Annotated in this window: 13 protein-coding genes and 1 tRNA gene; 4 read left to right on the top strand and 10 right to left on the bottom strand. The window is 54.3% G+C overall.

The genetic code is table 11. The features are described from left to right. Nucleotides 1–45: 45 nt before the first annotated feature. The 3 genes from G7G_RS0106280 to G7G_RS0106270 all read left to right on the top strand — a co-directional run bounded on the left by G7G_RS0106280 (nucleotide 46) and on the right by G7G_RS0106270 (nucleotide 3,833). Nucleotides 46–1,713 carry a sulfatase-like hydrolase/transferase gene (locus tag G7G_RS0106280; RefSeq protein ID WP_010439649.1) on the top strand — a complete coding sequence of 556 codons (1,668 nt, stop codon included), beginning with the start codon at nucleotides 46–48 and terminating at the stop codon, nucleotides 1,711–1,713. 45 nt (nucleotides 1,714–1,758) lie between these two features. Next, on the top strand, nucleotides 1,759–3,003 hold the full coding sequence (locus G7G_RS0106275; protein ID WP_010439647.1) for a DUF3179 domain-containing (seleno)protein: 1,245 nt from the start codon (nucleotides 1,759–1,761) through the stop codon (nucleotides 3,001–3,003). 77 nt (nucleotides 3,004–3,080) lie between these two features. Next, nucleotides 3,081–3,833 carry an outer membrane protein gene (locus G7G_RS0106270; RefSeq protein WP_120981133.1) on the top strand — a complete coding sequence of 251 codons (753 nt, stop codon included), beginning with the start codon at nucleotides 3,081–3,083 and terminating at the stop codon, nucleotides 3,831–3,833. 85 nt (nucleotides 3,834–3,918) lie between these two features. Here the strand turns inward: G7G_RS0106270 and G7G_RS0106265 are convergent, their stop codons facing one another. Next, complete coding sequence (locus tag G7G_RS0106265) at nucleotides 3,919–5,226, bottom strand: serine hydroxymethyltransferase (protein ID WP_010439643.1); 1,308 nt, start codon at nucleotides 5,224–5,226, stop codon at nucleotides 3,919–3,921. 97 nt (nucleotides 5,227–5,323) lie between these two features. Between G7G_RS0106265 and G7G_RS0106260 the strand changes: the two genes are divergently transcribed. Beyond that, nucleotides 5,324–6,202: a LysR family transcriptional regulator gene (locus G7G_RS0106260; protein WP_010439641.1), complete on the top strand. Its 879-nt coding sequence runs from the start codon at nucleotides 5,324–5,326 to the stop codon at nucleotides 6,200–6,202. A 50-nt stretch (nucleotides 6,203–6,252) separates the two neighbouring features. Here G7G_RS0106260 and G7G_RS0106255 read toward each other — a convergent pair. The 9 genes from G7G_RS0106255 to G7G_RS0106215 form a co-directional block, all read right to left on the bottom strand. After that, nucleotides 6,253–6,342, bottom strand: a tRNA-Ser gene (locus tag G7G_RS0106255). Nucleotides 6,343–6,406: 64 nt separating this feature from the next. Continuing rightward, on the bottom strand, nucleotides 6,407–7,234 hold the full coding sequence (locus G7G_RS0106250; protein WP_010439640.1) for an endonuclease/exonuclease/phosphatase family protein: 828 nt from the start codon (nucleotides 7,232–7,234) through the stop codon (nucleotides 6,407–6,409). Nucleotides 7,235–7,321: 87 nt separating this feature from the next. Further along, nucleotides 7,322–9,769, bottom strand: coding sequence for a DUF3772 domain-containing protein (locus G7G_RS0106245; protein ID WP_010439638.1), 2,448 nt, complete (start codon nucleotides 9,767–9,769; stop codon nucleotides 7,322–7,324). Continuing rightward, the gene (locus G7G_RS0106240) at nucleotides 9,769–10,803 is read right to left on the bottom strand and encodes a cysteine synthase A (RefSeq protein WP_010439636.1); all 1,035 of its coding nucleotides are present in this window, start codon (nucleotides 10,801–10,803) and stop codon (nucleotides 9,769–9,771) included. The genes G7G_RS0106245 and G7G_RS0106240 overlap by 1 nt, the downstream gene beginning before the upstream one ends. Before the next feature lie 69 nt (nucleotides 10,804–10,872). Then, nucleotides 10,873–11,988, bottom strand: coding sequence for an NUDIX domain-containing protein (locus G7G_RS0106235; RefSeq protein WP_029621774.1), 1,116 nt, complete (start codon nucleotides 11,986–11,988; stop codon nucleotides 10,873–10,875). Nucleotides 11,989–12,017: 29 nt separating this feature from the next. Then, complete coding sequence (locus G7G_RS0106230; protein WP_010439632.1) at nucleotides 12,018–12,458, bottom strand: TrgA family protein; 441 nt, start codon at nucleotides 12,456–12,458, stop codon at nucleotides 12,018–12,020. A gap of 15 nt (nucleotides 12,459–12,473) precedes the next feature. Then, entirely contained in the window at nucleotides 12,474–13,682 is a 1,209-nt protein-coding gene (locus G7G_RS0106225; RefSeq protein WP_010439630.1) for an SAM-dependent methyltransferase, read from the bottom strand. A gap of 61 nt (nucleotides 13,683–13,743) precedes the next feature. Beyond that, on the bottom strand, nucleotides 13,744–15,177 hold the full coding sequence (locus G7G_RS0106220; protein ID WP_010439628.1) for a cryptochrome/photolyase family protein: 1,434 nt from the start codon (nucleotides 15,175–15,177) through the stop codon (nucleotides 13,744–13,746). Between the two features lie 47 nt (nucleotides 15,178–15,224). Further along, complete coding sequence (locus tag G7G_RS0106215; protein ID WP_010439627.1) at nucleotides 15,225–16,451, bottom strand: aminotransferase class V-fold PLP-dependent enzyme; 1,227 nt, start codon at nucleotides 16,449–16,451, stop codon at nucleotides 15,225–15,227. Between the last annotated feature and the right edge of the window lie 115 nt (nucleotides 16,452–16,566).

Here is a 16,566-nt window from a genome sequence, read left to right as displayed (position 1 = left end):
CAGAAGCGTTTGCCTTCCACCAAGCAGATGACCGGGGGATATGGGATGAAGATTTCAGGGGTATTGGCTTTGTTTGTCAGCCTTGCAGCGCAGGCCGCGTCGGCACAAGACAATCCAATCCAACACGATGCCGAGTTTTACATTCTGCAAGCACAACACGCAGAACAATGGGCGCAGGATGATACCGCTGTTGATGATGCTCTGACCGCTTTTCGTGGCCGTAACAATGGGCAGCCCCCGAACATAATCAGCGTTCTGATCGACGATATGGGCTTCGGCGACATGGGCATACCCGAACTCAACGCGGTGCGAGGTTATGAGACGCCGAATATCAACGACTTTTCGGATCAGGCCATGCGAATGGTGCGCATGTATACTGAACCTTCGTGCACGCCGACCCGCGTGGCGCAGATGACCGGGCGGTTGCCCGTACGCATGGGTATGGGCGATACCACGGTGGACATTGCCGGGTTCGGCTTGCCGGAAAACGAGGTCACCCTGGCCGAGATTCTGAAACAGGCGGGTTACGCGACCAGCCATGTCGGCAAATGGCACATGGGTGATATCGCCGAAAGTTGGGCAATGAATCAGGGATTTGACTATGCCCAGCACGCCATCCACCAACAGGGCCAGCTGACGATCTTCAATGATGATGCCATCAAAGAACAGGTCTCGGTCGCAATCCAGGACTATGACGATAAATACACGCTGGACGGTTGGTTCCGGCCGGACTCTGCCGCGATGATGACAGTCATCGAAGGGGAAACCAGCGGGCCGATCCGCGAAATTCGCATGGAAACCGGAGAGCGCTGGAACGCTGCGAAATACGATGAGATGAACCAGGCGTTTCAAGACAAGACGATGGAGGAACTGGAGCGCCTCGCAGGTGGGGAAGACCCGTTTTTCCTGCAATACTGGCCGATGATCCCGCTGGACAACACCCGGGCCGGGCGATCAGGACCAGAGAGCGTGAATGGTGGTCTGTATGTCGACAAGATGCAGTTACTGGATCAGTGGCTGGGCGACTTGTTTGCGCGCATCGAAGAACTGGGCTTAACGGAAAACACCGTGGTTGTGGTCATGGGGGATAACGGCCACTTCACCAAATACGCGCCGCAATCCGGGTTCACCCCGCTGATCTATGCGGGCGGCAAAGGCGACACGACTGAGGGAGGTATCCGCGTTGACGCCTTTATCCGCTGGCCCGGCATGATCGAGGCTGACGGGTTGCTCAACAGCATCATCCATGTCTCGGACCTCTATACAACGCTGTCGCGTTTTGCTGGGGCAGATCAGTACATTCCGCGGGATCGTCTGGTGGATGGCGTGGACCAATCTGCCGCCCTGTTGTTTGCTGACGAATCCAAGGCCCGACGCGATCACGTCATCGTCTATTCCGTGAACAAACCCGAGGCGATCGTGAAGGACCAGCTTAAGCTGAAACTGCCGGGACCTGGCGAAAGCGCTATTCTGGCAAAGTTCTTTGATCTCTACCGGGACACGCGCGAGGAATATTCAGTTTCGACCGAGGTTGGCGCCTGGGGAGGGCAGGAGTTCGCACGCATCCTTGGCCGACATATGGCCCGCAAAGAGAAATTTCCCGACACCGCGCCAGCGTATGGTGTGCCATATGAAGGGATCGAGAACATCCGCCCCGAAACCCAGCAAGCGGTCGAGGCTTTCCTGATCAAACGCCAATCCCCGCAGCAATAACACCGTGCAACGGAAATCACGCGCTCAAGACTTTAGGATCATGACATGATTGGACTACTTCTGTTTGCACTGGGTTTGATCGGATCACTCGGGATCGGGTTCATCTATTTCCGAGACCTTGGCGATGTGTCCCAGATGCTGCTGAAGGTGAAGCGCGAGAATATGGTGCGCTTCATCCGTCATGAATATCGCCTGATCGCCATTGGGTTGGGTACATTTGCTGTCGCAACACTTGTACATTTCATACTTGGTGCAGGTCCGTTCTGGCTGTGGCTGGTGTCGGCAGTGCTGGTCCTTTTCTTCTATGGATTCCCCTACGTCTGGGTTCATCTGGGGCTGAGAAACCAACTAAATACCGCGCAGTACTTCCCGATTGACGAGGCCCGTAAATACGTGGGGCCGACCGCGCCCGTGATGGTGATCGACAACAACGGCCACGCTCGTGCACACCCCGACGCGCAGATCATGCGACCGCATCTTGCCGGTAATGAAAAAGGGCTTGGTGGAGAGGACGTCGTCATGACGTATTGTGCCATGGCCAATCTTGGTCAGGGGTACACTCCAAGAATAGAGGGTAAGCGCCTGAATCTCGAGGTTCTCGCCCAGCACGGCAATAACCTGATCCTGCGCGACAACGAAAGCGGCGAGCCGATTCAGCAGATATATGGCTTTCGTGAAGCGGACCAGAACCCAAACACAGATGGCCTCGCATGCCCTCTCCGGCCCGAGGCCCGGATGAAACCGTGGCCTACCTACCGGATGACATTTCGCGGCTTTCAGAAAGCCTACCCGGATGGAGAGGTTTTCCTGAATGAACCTTCCCCAAACCCATTGCTGCGCCTGCTTGATATGATGACCGAAATCACCTTTGGGTGGGGGATTGGCCGTCAACATCAGGAAAACGCTCCAGTGATGGACAACATGGATCGTTCAGACGACCGGTTGCCGAACAAAACCTATGTTTGGGGGATTACCATCGGGCAGGATGCCACCTGCTGGACCGATGATTTCGTCGTCGACAACGATTGGATCGTCAACGCAACGGTCGGAGGTCGAGATGTTGTCGTCAGCCTTGATCCGAAATATGAAAGTTTAGGCGTCTGGTACAATGACAGCGGGCACCCCGTAACCAAATGCGACTTTTGGGGAATGTCTGATCAAGGGCAACTGCAGCGGGTCGAAACTCTACGCGCAGGCATATTCTGGCATGTCTGGTCCGAGTTCTTTCCCAGCACTGATATAAATCGTGTTGGCGTTGGTTCTGGCAAAACCGAGGATGCAGTAGCCTGACCGCAAGACAAATCTGCGCAGATTTTCGCTGCACAGAAACGAAAATTCGAAACAAGACTTTTGACGGGAGAGCAATAATGGGTGCGACACGAAATTGGAGAGGACCACTCCTCGGAATCTCATTGGCGGGCGCAATGGCGTCAATGGCCTCGGCCCAACAGTCCGACTGGTCATACGAGGCCTCAATCTACCTGTTCATGCCTGAAACAGAAACGTCGCTGGATACCCCGTTGGGCACATTAGATGGCACGCTAAGCTTTTCCGACGCGTTGGAGAATTTGGACTTTGCCTTTATGGCTGCATTCGGAGCAACCAATGGGCGTTGGTCATTCCTGGCAGACTACAATTATACAGATCTGTCTTTCAGCAGCGACACGCCTGGCCCAGCGAGCTCGGGCTTGGACACCTCTTTCACCACTCAGTTTCTGAGCGGATATGCAGGATATCGGGTCTATGACGATCAAGACGCATATGTTGATATCGTCGGCGGCTTTAGGTGGTTCAGCACTGAAACTGAATTCGACCTGCAACCCGGTGCTGCCCCTGGGCGCCGAACAACGGTTGATGCAAGCTGGACTGATCCTGTAATTGGTGCCCGCGCACGCGTCAGGTTCTCGGACAAATGGTCTGGTACCGGGTTTATTGATTATGGCGGTTTCCGGAGCGGGAGCGAAACATGGCAAGTTCTTCTAACTGCCGACTACGCAATCAATGACCGTTGGCTGATCCGGGGTGGGTATCGCTATATCTCGTTTGACCACGACATCGACGGTAACGACTTTAAGTTTGATCAATCCGGTCCGCTGTTGGGTGCAACCTACCGTTTTTGATCTGCGATATGCAGTTTGCATTGGCTCAACCAACGAAGGTTGGTAGGGCCGTCAATGTTCAGCGACTTAGTCGGCCATCCTCTTTTCAGTTCACATAATGCAGCGTGTCAAATTCACGTCGCCATGCGGATACCTCTGACTGGATTTGTTCCCCGCCCAGGCCACGCATTATCAAATTAGCCAAACGCTCGGCATCCCCAGAGGTCATGCCCCACCGCACCAGCTCAGGTGTGCCGATACGAAGTCCGTTCATATCGCCTTCCACTAACTCCACCGGCAATCCAATACCGCAGGCGAGGAACCCGCATTTGCGAAGCTGCTTAGATGCGGCCTGACCTCCTCCATATGGGGCAGCCAATACCGCGAACTGGTGAGAGTTGGTGAAGCCCCGTGTTCCAGAAAAAACGGGAACACCCTTTGTATCCAATGCGTTGGAGAGAGCTTTGGCCATCGCAATCATCTCATTCGCATAGGCAGAACCAAACGCTTTCCAGTCCAGCATCGTAACAGCAAGCGCCGCAGTTTTGGCCGCATCGAAATTGGCGGTCATGCCAGGGAAAGCGATTGCATCTAGCGCTTTTGCGATTTCTTCGTCATCCGTTACGATCAGGCCCCCAGCCGGTCCTCCGAGGCTTTTGTAAGTGCTCATGGTCATGAAATGTGCACCCTCTTTCAACGGGTTGGACCAAGCGCGCCCCGCGATGATGCCGCATTGATGGGCCGCATCGAACATAACCTTGGCACCGATTTCATCAGCTATCGCACGCACTTCGGCGACGGGGTGTTCAAACAGGTTAAGACTGCCGCCGATGGTGATCAGCCTTGGTCGTTCGGTCTTTGCCAACGCTCTCAACTGATCCACATCGACGGTATAGCCATCAGCGTTAACAGGAGCTTCGATGGTACGCAGGCCAAAGAGACCCGCGCAACCCGCCGCATGATGTGTCACATGCCCCCCAATTGAACCAGGTGGGGCTATGATAGTGTCGCCAGCTTTACAGGTCGCCATAAAGCCATAGAGATTGGCAATCGCCCCGGAGGGCACCCGGACCTCAGCGAACCTAGCATCAAAAACCTCGGCGCAAAGCTCTGCCGCGATAACCTCGATCTGTTCGATTGCTTCCATACCCATTTCATATTTGTCACCGGGATAGCCCAGCGAGGGCCGCGACCCAATCCCCGAAGACAAAAGCGCCTCGGCCTTTGGGTTCATGACGTTTGTGGCAGGGTTTAGGTTAAAGCACTCATGTTCGTGTATGCGGCGGTTTTCCTCTGCAAGATTCTCGATCCGCGCCATCAGGTCATCTGAAGATGCCGATGCCGCCTTTTTTGCGATATCCTGAACCAGTGCTTCGCTTGCGGTGGGCACCCAGTCTCTTTGTGCAAGTGTCATCTGACATCCTCCTAGTTTTTGCCACTTTGGCGGCAGTCGCGTGACATCGCAAAGCAGAAATGATATTTCTTGGTGTAGAAAAACTAAGGCTAGTGCAATGAGTGTTGCCCCCAAGCGCCCCAAAGGCCCTCCATTGAATGCGATGCGGGCGTTTGAAGCGGCGGCTAGAAACGTCAACTTTGTTGCTGCAGCTGAAGAATTAAACGTCACGCCCGGGGCGATCTCGCAGCATATCAAGGCGCTGGAAGGCTGGGCCGGTACACCGCTGTTTCGACGCAACGCGCAAGGCGTTGAACTCACGCCTGAGGGGCAATCGCTTGTCCCGGTTTTCTCCGCTGCCTTTGATCAAATGGCTGATGCAGCCCGTGCCCTGCGCGACCTTAAACCAAACGCTGATTTTCATATCGCTGCCCTGCCCGCCGTTGCCCAGCTCTGGCTTCCAAAACGATTGCGACGGATCCGAGAAGAATTGCCGGAAATCAATTTCTCTGTCACCGCTATGGAAAATCCGCCCAGTCTCTCGCGAGAGATGTTTGATCTGTCGATATTTTTCGCAGTTCCTGACGGCTCGTCAAACCAAATTGCCTTGGCACAAGACGTAATCGCGCCAGTTTGCGCCCCTACACTTCTGGACCGAGCGCACTGTTCAAACGGTTTCCGAGAGATACCGATTTTGCACGACCAGACCTGGAACGACGATTGGTTCACGTGGTCCCGAAATGTGGGCTTTGATTTGCAAATTGACGCAAGCGGCCCACAGTTCTCGCTATATAGCCTTGCTGTAGAAGAAGCCAAAGCATCGGCTGGTTTGCTAATGGGGCATCTGTGTCTGATCGAAGACGCACTGGAATCCAAAACGCTTCTGTTTGCGCATTCGCGCTCTTGTCCGACAGGTCGATCTCTTGTTGTTTCGTTGCCTTCGAAGACGCGACAAAGATCTGAAACAAGTCAAGTCGTTGCGTTGTTATCAAACTAATGAAGACCAACTGGGCAGCTAAGCACCCGCTAAATTTTAGCTTGAAATAGTGGCGGAGAGACAGGGATTCGAACCCTGGAGACGGTTTCCCGCCTACACACTTTCCAGGCGTGCGCCTTCGACCACTCGGCCACCTCTCCGGTAGAGGTGACTTATGCGAATTTCTGAACCGAGCGCAAGGCCCCATTCGTAAAAACAGGTGGCTCAAAATATACGAAAGCTGGCGACAAATGGCAGATGGTCTGAAACCTCGTCCTTGAAGGCTTCGCGCCCCATATTCATCGTCCAGTGCATCGGAAATAACCGCAGGCTGCCGCGAACATAGTCGGTGGAATAGGTTCGCGAAACAGCGAACCCGTCCAGCAGGTTGGCGCGACCCTTTTCCAGAATATGCGAGAACCGGTCTTGCAAATCCCAGCACGAAACAAAGTCCATCATGTCATCCCCACCAAGATGGTGGAAATTGCTGACGTCCTGACCGGGGATCATGTTGAAATCGCCCATCAGCAGGATCGTGCGCTGAGTCAGGCCCGGTGTCGCTCGGATTTCGGCGATCTTGGCACCGATGATCTTACATTGGCTATCACGTATCTGTTGTTCAGGCCGGTCACGGCCGGATTTCAGGTGCACCGCGATCAGTTTGGCTTTGAATTTGCCGACCTGCACATCGGCGATAAGGGCCTGACGCCCGCCGGAATCATTACCTTCCGAACCGTCAATCAACTCTAGCTCCGTCACCGAAACCCCTGGTTTGTGGAGAAATCCAATGTGGATGTTGCCGTTGGGTTGCTGCAGGATCTTGACCTGATAGTCCAAGCCCTTGTCCGCCAAACCCGCTGCCAACCGGTTGATATGTTCTATTGGACTAACCTCGACCAGCGTGATCAACTCGGCATCAAGCAGGGCCAAGCCTTCAATCTGGTGGATGACCCGCTCACTATTGGCGGGTATGCCCAGACTTGTGTTAAACGGGTTGAAACCCGCAAGGTTCCAAACCGCGATACGCACGAGACTGTGTGAGAAAGTTACCATCGAAATTCCTCCTTCAAATAAAATTCAGACTACATCGAAATGTAACAATCCGATAATCACTTGGGAGAAATGCTTGATGTGTCGCGTTTAGCGACCGTCGCCATCCGCGTCTGCATCTGCGTCTCCGGCAGAGTCCAGATCATCAGCTGTCAAATCGGCAGGCTTTGCGGAAGGGGCAGTAGGAGATAGGTCTTCGTCGGGCTTAGCCTCCTCAGAATGGCCCGTCAGCACCTCAGGATTTCGCAGCCACAGATCGCGTTGAGCAAACGGAATCTCGATACCCTCTTTAACAAATCTGCGGTTAATCTCATGGTTCATGTCGGATTTGACCGATAGCACCCAGTTCACATCGCGCAGTATTGCCCGGATTTCAAAATCCAGAGAATCCGCACCAAATCCTTGAAACACCACACTCGGCGCTGGGTTGGCCAGAACCATCGGATGCCCATTGGCGATCTCACCCAAAATGGTTTCGACTTTTCGGGTGTCAGTACCGTAGGCCACGCCGACAGGAACGATCACCCGGCCAATGGTGTTGCCGCGGGTATAGTTGGTGACCACTCCGCTGATCAGGTCAGAGTTGGGGACGATCACATCCGTCCGATCAAACGTCTCGATCCGCGTGGACCTGACCGAGATATCACGAACATATCCCATCATGCCGTTGACATCGATCCAGTCGCCTTTTGAGATCGGGCGTTCGACCAGCAGGATGATCCCTGAAACAAAGTTCGACACGATGGTTTGCAGACCGAAACCGATACCAACCGACAAGGCACCAGCCACGATCGCCAAGGAGGAAAGATCAAATCCAGCAACAACAATGGCGACCAACGCCGCCAGGAATATTCCGACATAGCCGGTTCCCGATACGATGGCATTCTGCCCGCCGGGATCGATACTGGTTTTTGGCAGCAATGAGTTGCGCAACCCGCTTTGCAGAAGGCGGGTCAATGTGTACCCGATGGCAAAAACTGCGACGAAGGTGAGGAAATTACTGGGTGAAATCGTGACGCCGCCGATATCGAATCCCAGCAGCAATCGCGACCAGGCCTCGAGCAGGTCTGTCTTGCGTGCGCCCCAATACAGCGCCAGAATAGGCAGCGACAATATCGCCAGCGCAAACCCAACAAGAACCGAAAACAGAGAATCGCGCGCGGCCTCCCCCTGCCCCGATAACCAACCGTAAATCGTGGTGATAAACCGTCGTATGATCACAAGCGCCGCGATCAGAACCAGTGTTTTCACGGCTGGGAAGACGATTGCTTCGGCGGCATTGATATACCCCAATGCCGCCAGTATTGGTGTTGCAATCCCAAGTATGAACAGAGCGCGCCGCAACAATTCAACCAACTGACTAAAACCAGCCGCTCTGCGAGACGTTTCTGAATCGGTCTGCTCTTCCTGTGGTTCTAATTGACGGATCTGACGCACACGTAGCAGCAGCAGCGCCGTAACCAATACGATCGGGAATCCAACAACCGCTCGTGTTGGGTCCGAAATATTCTCAATTTGCTCAAATAGCAAAACCAGATCATGCAAAATAAGCATGACGGCCAGTAGATCGATATAGACCCGCAGTTCTCGAATTCTGCCTGCCGACAATCGTTTGAAATTCTGAGAGGCCCCCATCAGGTAAACCTGTCGACCGATCCAGTCAAAGTAGAAGATGATGGCAGCCCAATAAGGGATATTCTGAATCAGCAACGTGCCGCGCAAGCCCAGAACCCCAGTCTGCACAATCGCCGTGACCAATGCCAGAACGCCCAACCAAGGCAGCAGTATGCGCAGCAGTGAAACGACGAAGGTCCAGACTCCACTTCCGCGCCCCCCCAGAGACCGCAGAAAAGCGCCCCCTTTTTCGGACCATTTGCGCCCAAATAGCAGCAATACCGCAGATATGGCCAACAGAACGAAAATGCCGAGACCGCGCTCACGAATGCGCTCGTGAACGATGTCAGACCGCATATTCGTGACGGTTTCATTGATCAGGCTCTGCGTCGCTTCCTTGACGTCGATCCAGGCTGGGCCCCAGTAAACGGGGTTGAAAGGCGATGGCCCGCGTTCCAGCATCTCTTTTTTCTGACGATCGCGAATGATCCGGTCGATTTCGCTGATTAACCCGTTGGCTCGGCTGAAAGCCTCTTCCGAGATTATGCGCGGCACCCGCAAACTGTTAAGTTGCTCTTCAAGATGTGTGCGCAGCTTGGCAATATCTTCAGGCTCGGTCTCGCCGTCTGCCGGCTCCGCGCCAAGCGCCTTAAGCTGGCCCTCAAGCGTCTGAATACGATCCGTGTTTGCGCCGCGCGCCTTGTTAAAGTCTTCGCGGTAACCGTTTATTTCTGAGCGCAAATTCTCTAACGCGGCATTCGATGCCCGGTTCGCCCGGATCACAGATTCCGCCCGATCCGCCGTGCTGACCCAGCCCTGGTAATATTCACTCTGCCGGTCAGTGAGCTGGGCAGATGCGATCCCACCCAGCCCGATCAGGCAGAATAAACTTAGAAACAGAAACAGGCGGACCTGTCGCAGCATCACACGTCCTCGAATACGCCGGGAATGCTGCGCGGCGCTTCGGTCATCCAATCCGGAACTGGCAGTTCCTTTTCCCGCAGGAAGTCAGGATTGAACAGTTTGGATTGGTAGCGCGTTCCAAAGTCACACAATACGGTCACGATGGTGTGCCCCGGCCCCATCTCTTTCGCGAGACGTACAGCGCCCGCGATATTGATCGCGGTTGATCCGCCCATCACCAGACCTTCTTCGCGAAGCAGATCAAAGATATAGGGCAACGCCTCATTGTCGGTGATCTGCCAGGAATGATCAGGGGTGAACCCCTCCAGGTTCTTCGTTATCCGAACCTGTCCGATGCCTTCGGCGATGGAGCCGCCCTCCATCGCGATCTCACCCGTAGTGTAATAAGAATAAAGGCCGGCCCCCATCGGATCAGCCAGTCCGATTTTTACGCCTTTGGGCTGCAAAACCTCGGCGACACCCGCTAGGGTTCCACCCGACCCGACCGCACTGACGAAGCCATCAACTTTGCCACCGGTTTGGTCCCAGATTTCAGGGCCGGTGGTTTCCACATGCGCCTGCCGGTTGGCGACATTGTCGAACTGGTTCGCCCAGATGGCACCATTGGGCTCGGTCTGGGCAAGTTCCTCAGCCAAGCGGCGGGAATAGTGCACAAAATTGTTGGGATTTCGGTAAGGCGCAGCAGGCACTTGCACAAGCTGAGCTCCGGCAAGTCGGAGCATGTCCTTCTTCTCTTCCGATTGAGTCTCAGGAATGACGATCACCGTCTTGAAACCCATTGAGGCCCCGACCAATGCCAGACCAATGCCAGTATTACCCGCCGTACCCTCGACAATTGTGCCGCCGGGCTTGAGGTCTCCGCGCGCAATTGCATCGCGGATAATGAACAACGCCGCACGGTCTTTGACGGATTGACCCGGATTCATGAACTCGGCTTTGCCGAGGATCTCGCAGCCTGTCTCTTCGCTGACGCGACGCAACCGGATCAAGGGTGTTTTACCGACCGCGTCGGCAAGGTCTTTCGCAATGCGCATGGCGTCCTCTTGTCATATGGTATTGCAGCAGATTTACAGGCGCCCTGACTTGATCACAAGCCGGGATAGTTATGCGCGCAGACGTTCGCGATTTCGCGCCAGCCAATGTGCCAGAGAAAGAAGCGGTAAGTCCTTGAAAACATGTGTATCAACCATGTTCATGAATTCGTCAAACGGCAGAATTGTACTCCGAATATCTTCCCCTTCCGTGGCAAGACCACCACTTTCAACAGTCGTTGTCAGATCACCCAGCCCAACATAGAGGTAGACGTATTCGGTTGACGATCCACTGGATGTATAGGCACCACCTGCATATTCCAGCCGAGACAGAGAAACATGCGCCTCTTCCTGTGTCTCACGATACGCTGCCTGCTCGGGCGTTTCGCCGGGGTCAATCATACCGGCGACCGGTTCCCACATCCATGGTTCGGGGTCGTCGATCAAGAACACAGGTGCGCGAAACTGCTCGACCAGCAAAACCGTATCGCGCCTGGGGTCGTAAGGCAGGACGATGACTGCAGATCCTTGCATCAAGCCGCTGCGGTGCAATACAGGCCCCATCTTGCCATCATACTGACGGTGCTGCAGATCTATCTCATCGATACCGAAATAGTTGACATAAGGGTGATTGCGTTGGTGGATTACGACATCATGGTTGGTGTCCCGGGCATCTCCGGTGTTTCGCTCACGCGCTGCGAGTCTGGCCCATGCCCGTGTGCGGATCGCAGGGAAACTATTTGCAATCGTCGAGGCGTCAACACACCCATACTGGGCCATAACCTCTTGCGCCGCCAGCATCGACAAAGCGCTCCAATCATTTTTCCATGCCTCAAAATCCCAGAGAGTGTCGGTCTTCCATGCCTCCGAGTCGGGAAAGAACACCAATGCCAGATGATTCCCATCTTCACTGGTTTCAATCGTTTGCTGGCGCAGATCATATTCGAATCCGCCTTCATAAAAGGCCAATCGGGCAAGCTCGTCCTTGCCCAATCCTTGCACCAATACGCCATCTGCCGTTGCGCCTTTTTCAGCAACGATCATGGGAAAAGGCTGGCCCTTTACCGAATACACCGCATGATCAGCTAAGATTGCCGGTTTCGCCGACAATTTGCCCGCTGTTTGACCCATCACGAGTTCCAGCAAAGGCGCATGGCGTAAAGTGCCGTAGAAAAACAGGTTAGACAAAGTAGGAGCCCCGACTTGGCAGGTCCGTTTTAACGCCAGCGTCGATAGGCGATTTCGGTAAGTATCCCAGTGACCACCGCACCAATACCAAGCGTAATCAAAATTTCACTGGGCAGCAGTTGTTCACCATAGGCCACTCCGATCTTGAAGATTTCCAGCAAGGCTTCAAATGGGCCGCCATACCGATGGCGCATCGCCTGACTGAACATCTCGTAGGTGCCTTGAACGAACAATCCCCAGAAAACCAGCGCGGCAACACCAGTCAGACCATTGTTAACTGCAGCCGTCCAACCCCGGCCTGCCCGTTTGCCCATGATAACCCAACCACAGGTCACCGCTAACAACATGTTCACATATGTGAACCAGCCATAGCTTTTGCCCTCTTCACCATTGTTGATGATCATACTTGAAACAAGGAAGGCAATGACCAGCAGACACAACGCGGCGACGAGGCGGGAAGCTGTAGGCATTTGTAGTTCCGTTCTTCAACTTGGCTTAGCTATAGTGATCTGTGTCACATCACAATTGCCGGTGTCAAAGGCTGCGCCGCATGCAGTTAAATAATAATTCCACATGCGGCGAAAACGCTCATCAAACCCCAGTTCTGAAATCTGGTCCCACTTGGCGTTGAAGGTGTCGTACCAGCGGCGCAGTGTCAGATCATAACTTTGGCCAAATTCCTTTGAGCGTACTACTTGAAGCCCTGCCTGATCTATCTGCTCTTTCAGGATGGACGGGGCGGGAAGCATGCCACCCGGAAATATGTATTTCTGTATGAAATCAACACCATTCTTGTAAACTTCCCAGCGGTGATCCGCGACTGTTATGATCTGTAATGTCGCTTGCGCACCGGGCTTCAACCGGTCACGAACAGTGTTAAAATATGCCGGCCAGTATTTCCGACCAACCGCTTCGAACATCTCGATTGATGCAATACCGTCATATTGTCCCTGTTCATCGCGATAATCCTGTAATTTAAAATCTACAAGATCTGATAGCCCAGCCTTTTCAATGCGTTCCTTCGCGTACTTCAACTGCTCCTGACTGATAGTCAAACCAGTCACTCGGAGCCCGCGCTCTTTGGCAGCGTATTCGGCGAAACCGCCCCAACCGCACCCGATTTCAAGGATATGATCCCCTGGTTTGGCCCCCATTTCATCCACCAAACTGGCATATTTTGCGGTCTGCGCATTCTCGAGGCTTTCCTGCCCGGTCTCAAAAATGGCGCTGGAATAAGTCATCGTGTCATCCAGCCACATGCCATAGAAATCATTTCCAAGATCATAGTGATACGAGATGTTCTTCTTAGCCTGCGTCCGATTATTGCGGTGCAACCAGAACCTCAGACGCTCGTAGGCGCGAACCAGGAACTTGCCCGTGAAATCGTCATAAACGGTTTCAGTTCCCAAATGTACCAAGTCCATAAAGCTGCGCAGATCAGGTGTGCTCCAGTCGCCTTCCAGATAGCCGTCCGAAAACCCCAGTTCTCCTTCTCGTAGCAGCCTGGCAAATACGTCGGGATCATGGATATCCACATGGGCAACCGGACCGGCTTTAGGTGCATCCGCCCGAAACACCCGACCATCCGGCAGAGCGATATCAAGGCGGCCGCTTTCCATGCGGCTCAGCATCTTGAAGACTTGTGCAAAATATCTTGGCAGGTCCTCCTGCCCTTCGGTGCTCGTCAGGAACATCCGCTCTCCCCTCTGCGGTTGCAGAATAAAGCTAGGACGGGATTCGGTTTATGGCAAGTTTTCAGTTCCTTACCGGAACTTTTCTGGTTTCATACGCGTCCAATGCTCGGATGCGACCTTCTTTCAGCCCTACCACTGGAGCGCCGTAGCTGTCTTCGTGAGAAAGCCCCCAAGACCGCGGTATGGCACTAAAATAGGCGCGTGCGGTTGGGGACGGGTCAGACCGACCCTCAGCAATCCAGCGCTTCAGATAGGTCGAATGTGGATCAAACCGCTCGCGCTGAGTTTCTGGGTTGAAGATACGGAAATACGGGGCTGCGTCTGGCCCACAACCCGCCACCCACTGCCATCCCATTGCGTTTGCGGCTGGGTCCCAATCAATCAGGCATTCGGCAAACCAATCAGCACCAATTTTCCAGTGCGTCATCAGATGCTTGGTTAGATAACTCGCCACAATCATCCGTGCACGATTATGCATCCGCCCGGTCACGTACATCTGCCTTAGCCCCGCATCGACAAGTGGCACCCCAGTTCTGGCTAACTTCCACGCGCGGACTTCAGGCGTGTCGGGATCAGTATTCCACGGAAACGCATCCCATTCAGGTTTCCAATTGTCGGTCAGGAGATGCGGCCAATGGTACATCAGGTGATAAGCGAACTCACGCCACACAAGCTGCCGTAGAAAGGCCTCGCCCCCTCGCGAACCAGTGCGATCCGCGTTTTGCACCCGGTGCCATATTGTGCGCGGCCCGATTTCGCCTAACGAGAGGTATTCTGAAAGATCAGACGTACCAACCTGATCCAACCGATCTCGCGCTTCCTGATAATGATCGATATTTTCCAGAAACCTATCCAACTGATCCAAAGCCGCGGCCTCTCCAGGACGGACAAACGGTCGTACGATCGTCGCGCCACGCTGCATATCCCGATCCAGATTCCAATCGGACAGCCGATCAGAAGCAGGCCAAAGATCTGGTTTGGCAATTCGTGCAGGAGTCGGTTCTGGCATCGCAACATCTCGTCCGCTCACCGACCTCCACATCGGAGTAAATACACGAAACGGTTGCCCCGCTTTGGTCGCAATCGTCCAAGGTTCGAACAAAAGATGCCCTGCAAAGGATCGCACCTCGATCCCCTGTTCGTTCAAGCTCGCCTTGATATGCTTGTCCCTGTTGATCGCCTTCGGGTCATACGCTCGGGACCAAAATACAGCTCCTGCTCCGGTTTCGTGTATCAGATCTTTTAGGACCCTCAGCGCAGTCCCCCGGCGCAGGATCAGATTGCTGCCGATCTGATCAAGGGCCTTAGCAAACGCCTCAAGACCCAAACCCAGGCGCCATTTGGGCGCTGCGCCCAATGCTTGAACCTGATCGTCCAGAATAAATACGGGTACAATGGGGCGACCCGACCGTACCGCCGCCGTCAACGCCGGATAATCTCTTAATCGCAGATCGCGCCTGAACCATAAAATGATCGGAGAGTGCCCGGGATCCATATCCGCCTCTTGATTCTAAAAGAATACGAACCGGTACGAATATTGGATCACAAAACGCGGTCAAGCGCCTGCAAAAGCTGATCAATTTCCTGATGACTTGTATAGTGCGTGAAGCTGAGCCGCAGAACCCCCTGATCTGGATCAACACCCATGGCCTGCAGAGGACGATGCGCATAGAAATCGCCACCACCTGCCATGATCCCATGTTGGGAAAGCTCAGCTGCAACAGCCTCGGCTTTTTTGTTCAGGCTTAACGCCACCGTCGGCGCGCGCTGTTCGGCCTTGGACGGGCCAATCAAACGCAAAGCGTTTCTATCTTTGACTGCATCGAGCAGTGGCTGCAGCAATGCAATCTCGTGTTGGCGCATCAGGTCATGAACAAAACCACCGCGCGCAGACGCCCCGGTTTCTGGTCCGCCGTGATAATCGCAAAGCAGATCTATATAATCAGCCATGCCAGCACTCGCGGCAATCTGCGCATGATCAGGACCGGCAGGTGTAAACCGCTTATAGAGCGTGCCACCGTTGAAATAGTGGGCCTGGTTCGGAAGCATCTCACCCAAAGGGCGTCGAATAACCATGCAGCCTTGGTGCGGGCCATAGGTTTTATAGGCTGAGAACAAATAGATGTCGGGCCCGAGATCACCGACGTTCGGCAGGCCATGTGGCGCATAAGAAACTCCGTCGACACAGACAAACGCACCCGCGGCATGCGCTATCGCCGTGATTTCAGTCACTGGATTAATCTCGCCGACGACATTTGAGCAATGGGGGAAGCAAACGAGGCGGACTTTCTCGTCCAACAGGTTTTCCAGATCCTGTGGGTTTAGCGATCCACTGTCCGGGTCAATCTGCCATTCGCGGATTTCGATCCCGTCTTCCCTCAATCGACGCCACGGGCCGGTATTGGCCTCGTGGTCCTGATTGGTCACAACGATGGCGTCACCGTGCCGCATCCACTGACGAAAGGCCTGCGCCAGCACATAGGTATTCTGAGTCGTCGAGGGGCCAAAGCTCAGCTCCTCCGTATCCACGCCCATGATCGCGGCCAACCGCCTCCGCGCTTCATCCATTTCTTCGCCGCCCAGACGGCTGGCTTCGTATGGCGCATAAGGTTGGACTTTGCGCTGTGTATAAAACCGGTTCAGGCGATCAATCACCGGCTTACAGGTATAAGATCCACCAGCGTTCTCGAAAAAGGCCTGCCCCTTCAGGCTGGGTTCAGAAAAGGCCGGGAATTGCGCCCGAACGAAATCGATATCAAGTGTGCCCATCACACGTCTCTCCCTGATGGCATGCCTCATTTCGGAAATCCGCCCGCGCAAGATCTGGGCACTTCCAAAACAACCAAGGCATTACTGTCCGGCCGCCATCCCCTTCAGAGGACAT

Origin of the sequence: Ruegeria conchae (assembly GCF_000192475.1) — a bacterium.
GTDB lineage: Bacteria > Pseudomonadota > Alphaproteobacteria > Rhodobacterales > Rhodobacteraceae > Ruegeria > Ruegeria conchae.
This window is presented reverse-complemented; position numbering and strand designations above follow the sequence as displayed.

Bases quoted from the DNA above. Each gene is read 5' to 3' on its own strand.
- G7G_RS0106240 (WP_010439636.1), bottom strand. From the start codon at position 10,803: ATGCGCATTGCGAAAGACCTTGCCGACGCGGTCGGTAAAACACCCTTG.
- G7G_RS0106215 (WP_010439627.1), bottom strand. From the start codon at position 16,451: ATGGGCACACTTGATATCGATTTCGTTCGGGCGCAATTCCCGGCCTTT.
- G7G_RS0106275 (WP_010439647.1), top strand. From the start codon at position 1,759: ATGATTGGACTACTTCTGTTTGCACTGGGTTTGATCGGATCACTCGGG.
- G7G_RS0106245 (WP_010439638.1), bottom strand. From the start codon at position 9,769: ATGCTGCGACAGGTCCGCCTGTTTCTGTTTCTAAGTTTATTCTGCCTG.
- G7G_RS0106270 (WP_120981133.1), top strand. From the start codon at position 3,081: ATGGGTGCGACACGAAATTGGAGAGGACCACTCCTCGGAATCTCATTG.
- G7G_RS0106250 (WP_010439640.1), bottom strand. From the start codon at position 7,234: ATGGTAACTTTCTCACACAGTCTCGTGCGTATCGCGGTTTGGAACCTT.
- G7G_RS0106260 (WP_010439641.1), top strand. From the start codon at position 5,324: ATGAGTGTTGCCCCCAAGCGCCCCAAAGGCCCTCCATTGAATGCGATG.
- G7G_RS0106230 (WP_010439632.1), bottom strand. From the start codon at position 12,458: ATGCCTACAGCTTCCCGCCTCGTCGCCGCGTTGTGTCTGCTGGTCATT.
- G7G_RS0106220 (WP_010439628.1), bottom strand. From the start codon at position 15,177: ATGGATCCCGGGCACTCTCCGATCATTTTATGGTTCAGGCGCGATCTG.
- G7G_RS0106225 (WP_010439630.1), bottom strand. From the start codon at position 13,682: ATGTTCCTGACGAGCACCGAAGGGCAGGAGGACCTGCCAAGATATTTT.
- G7G_RS0106265 (WP_010439643.1), bottom strand. From the start codon at position 5,226: ATGACACTTGCACAAAGAGACTGGGTGCCCACCGCAAGCGAAGCACTG.
- G7G_RS0106280 (WP_010439649.1), top strand. From the start codon at position 46: ATGAAGATTTCAGGGGTATTGGCTTTGTTTGTCAGCCTTGCAGCGCAG.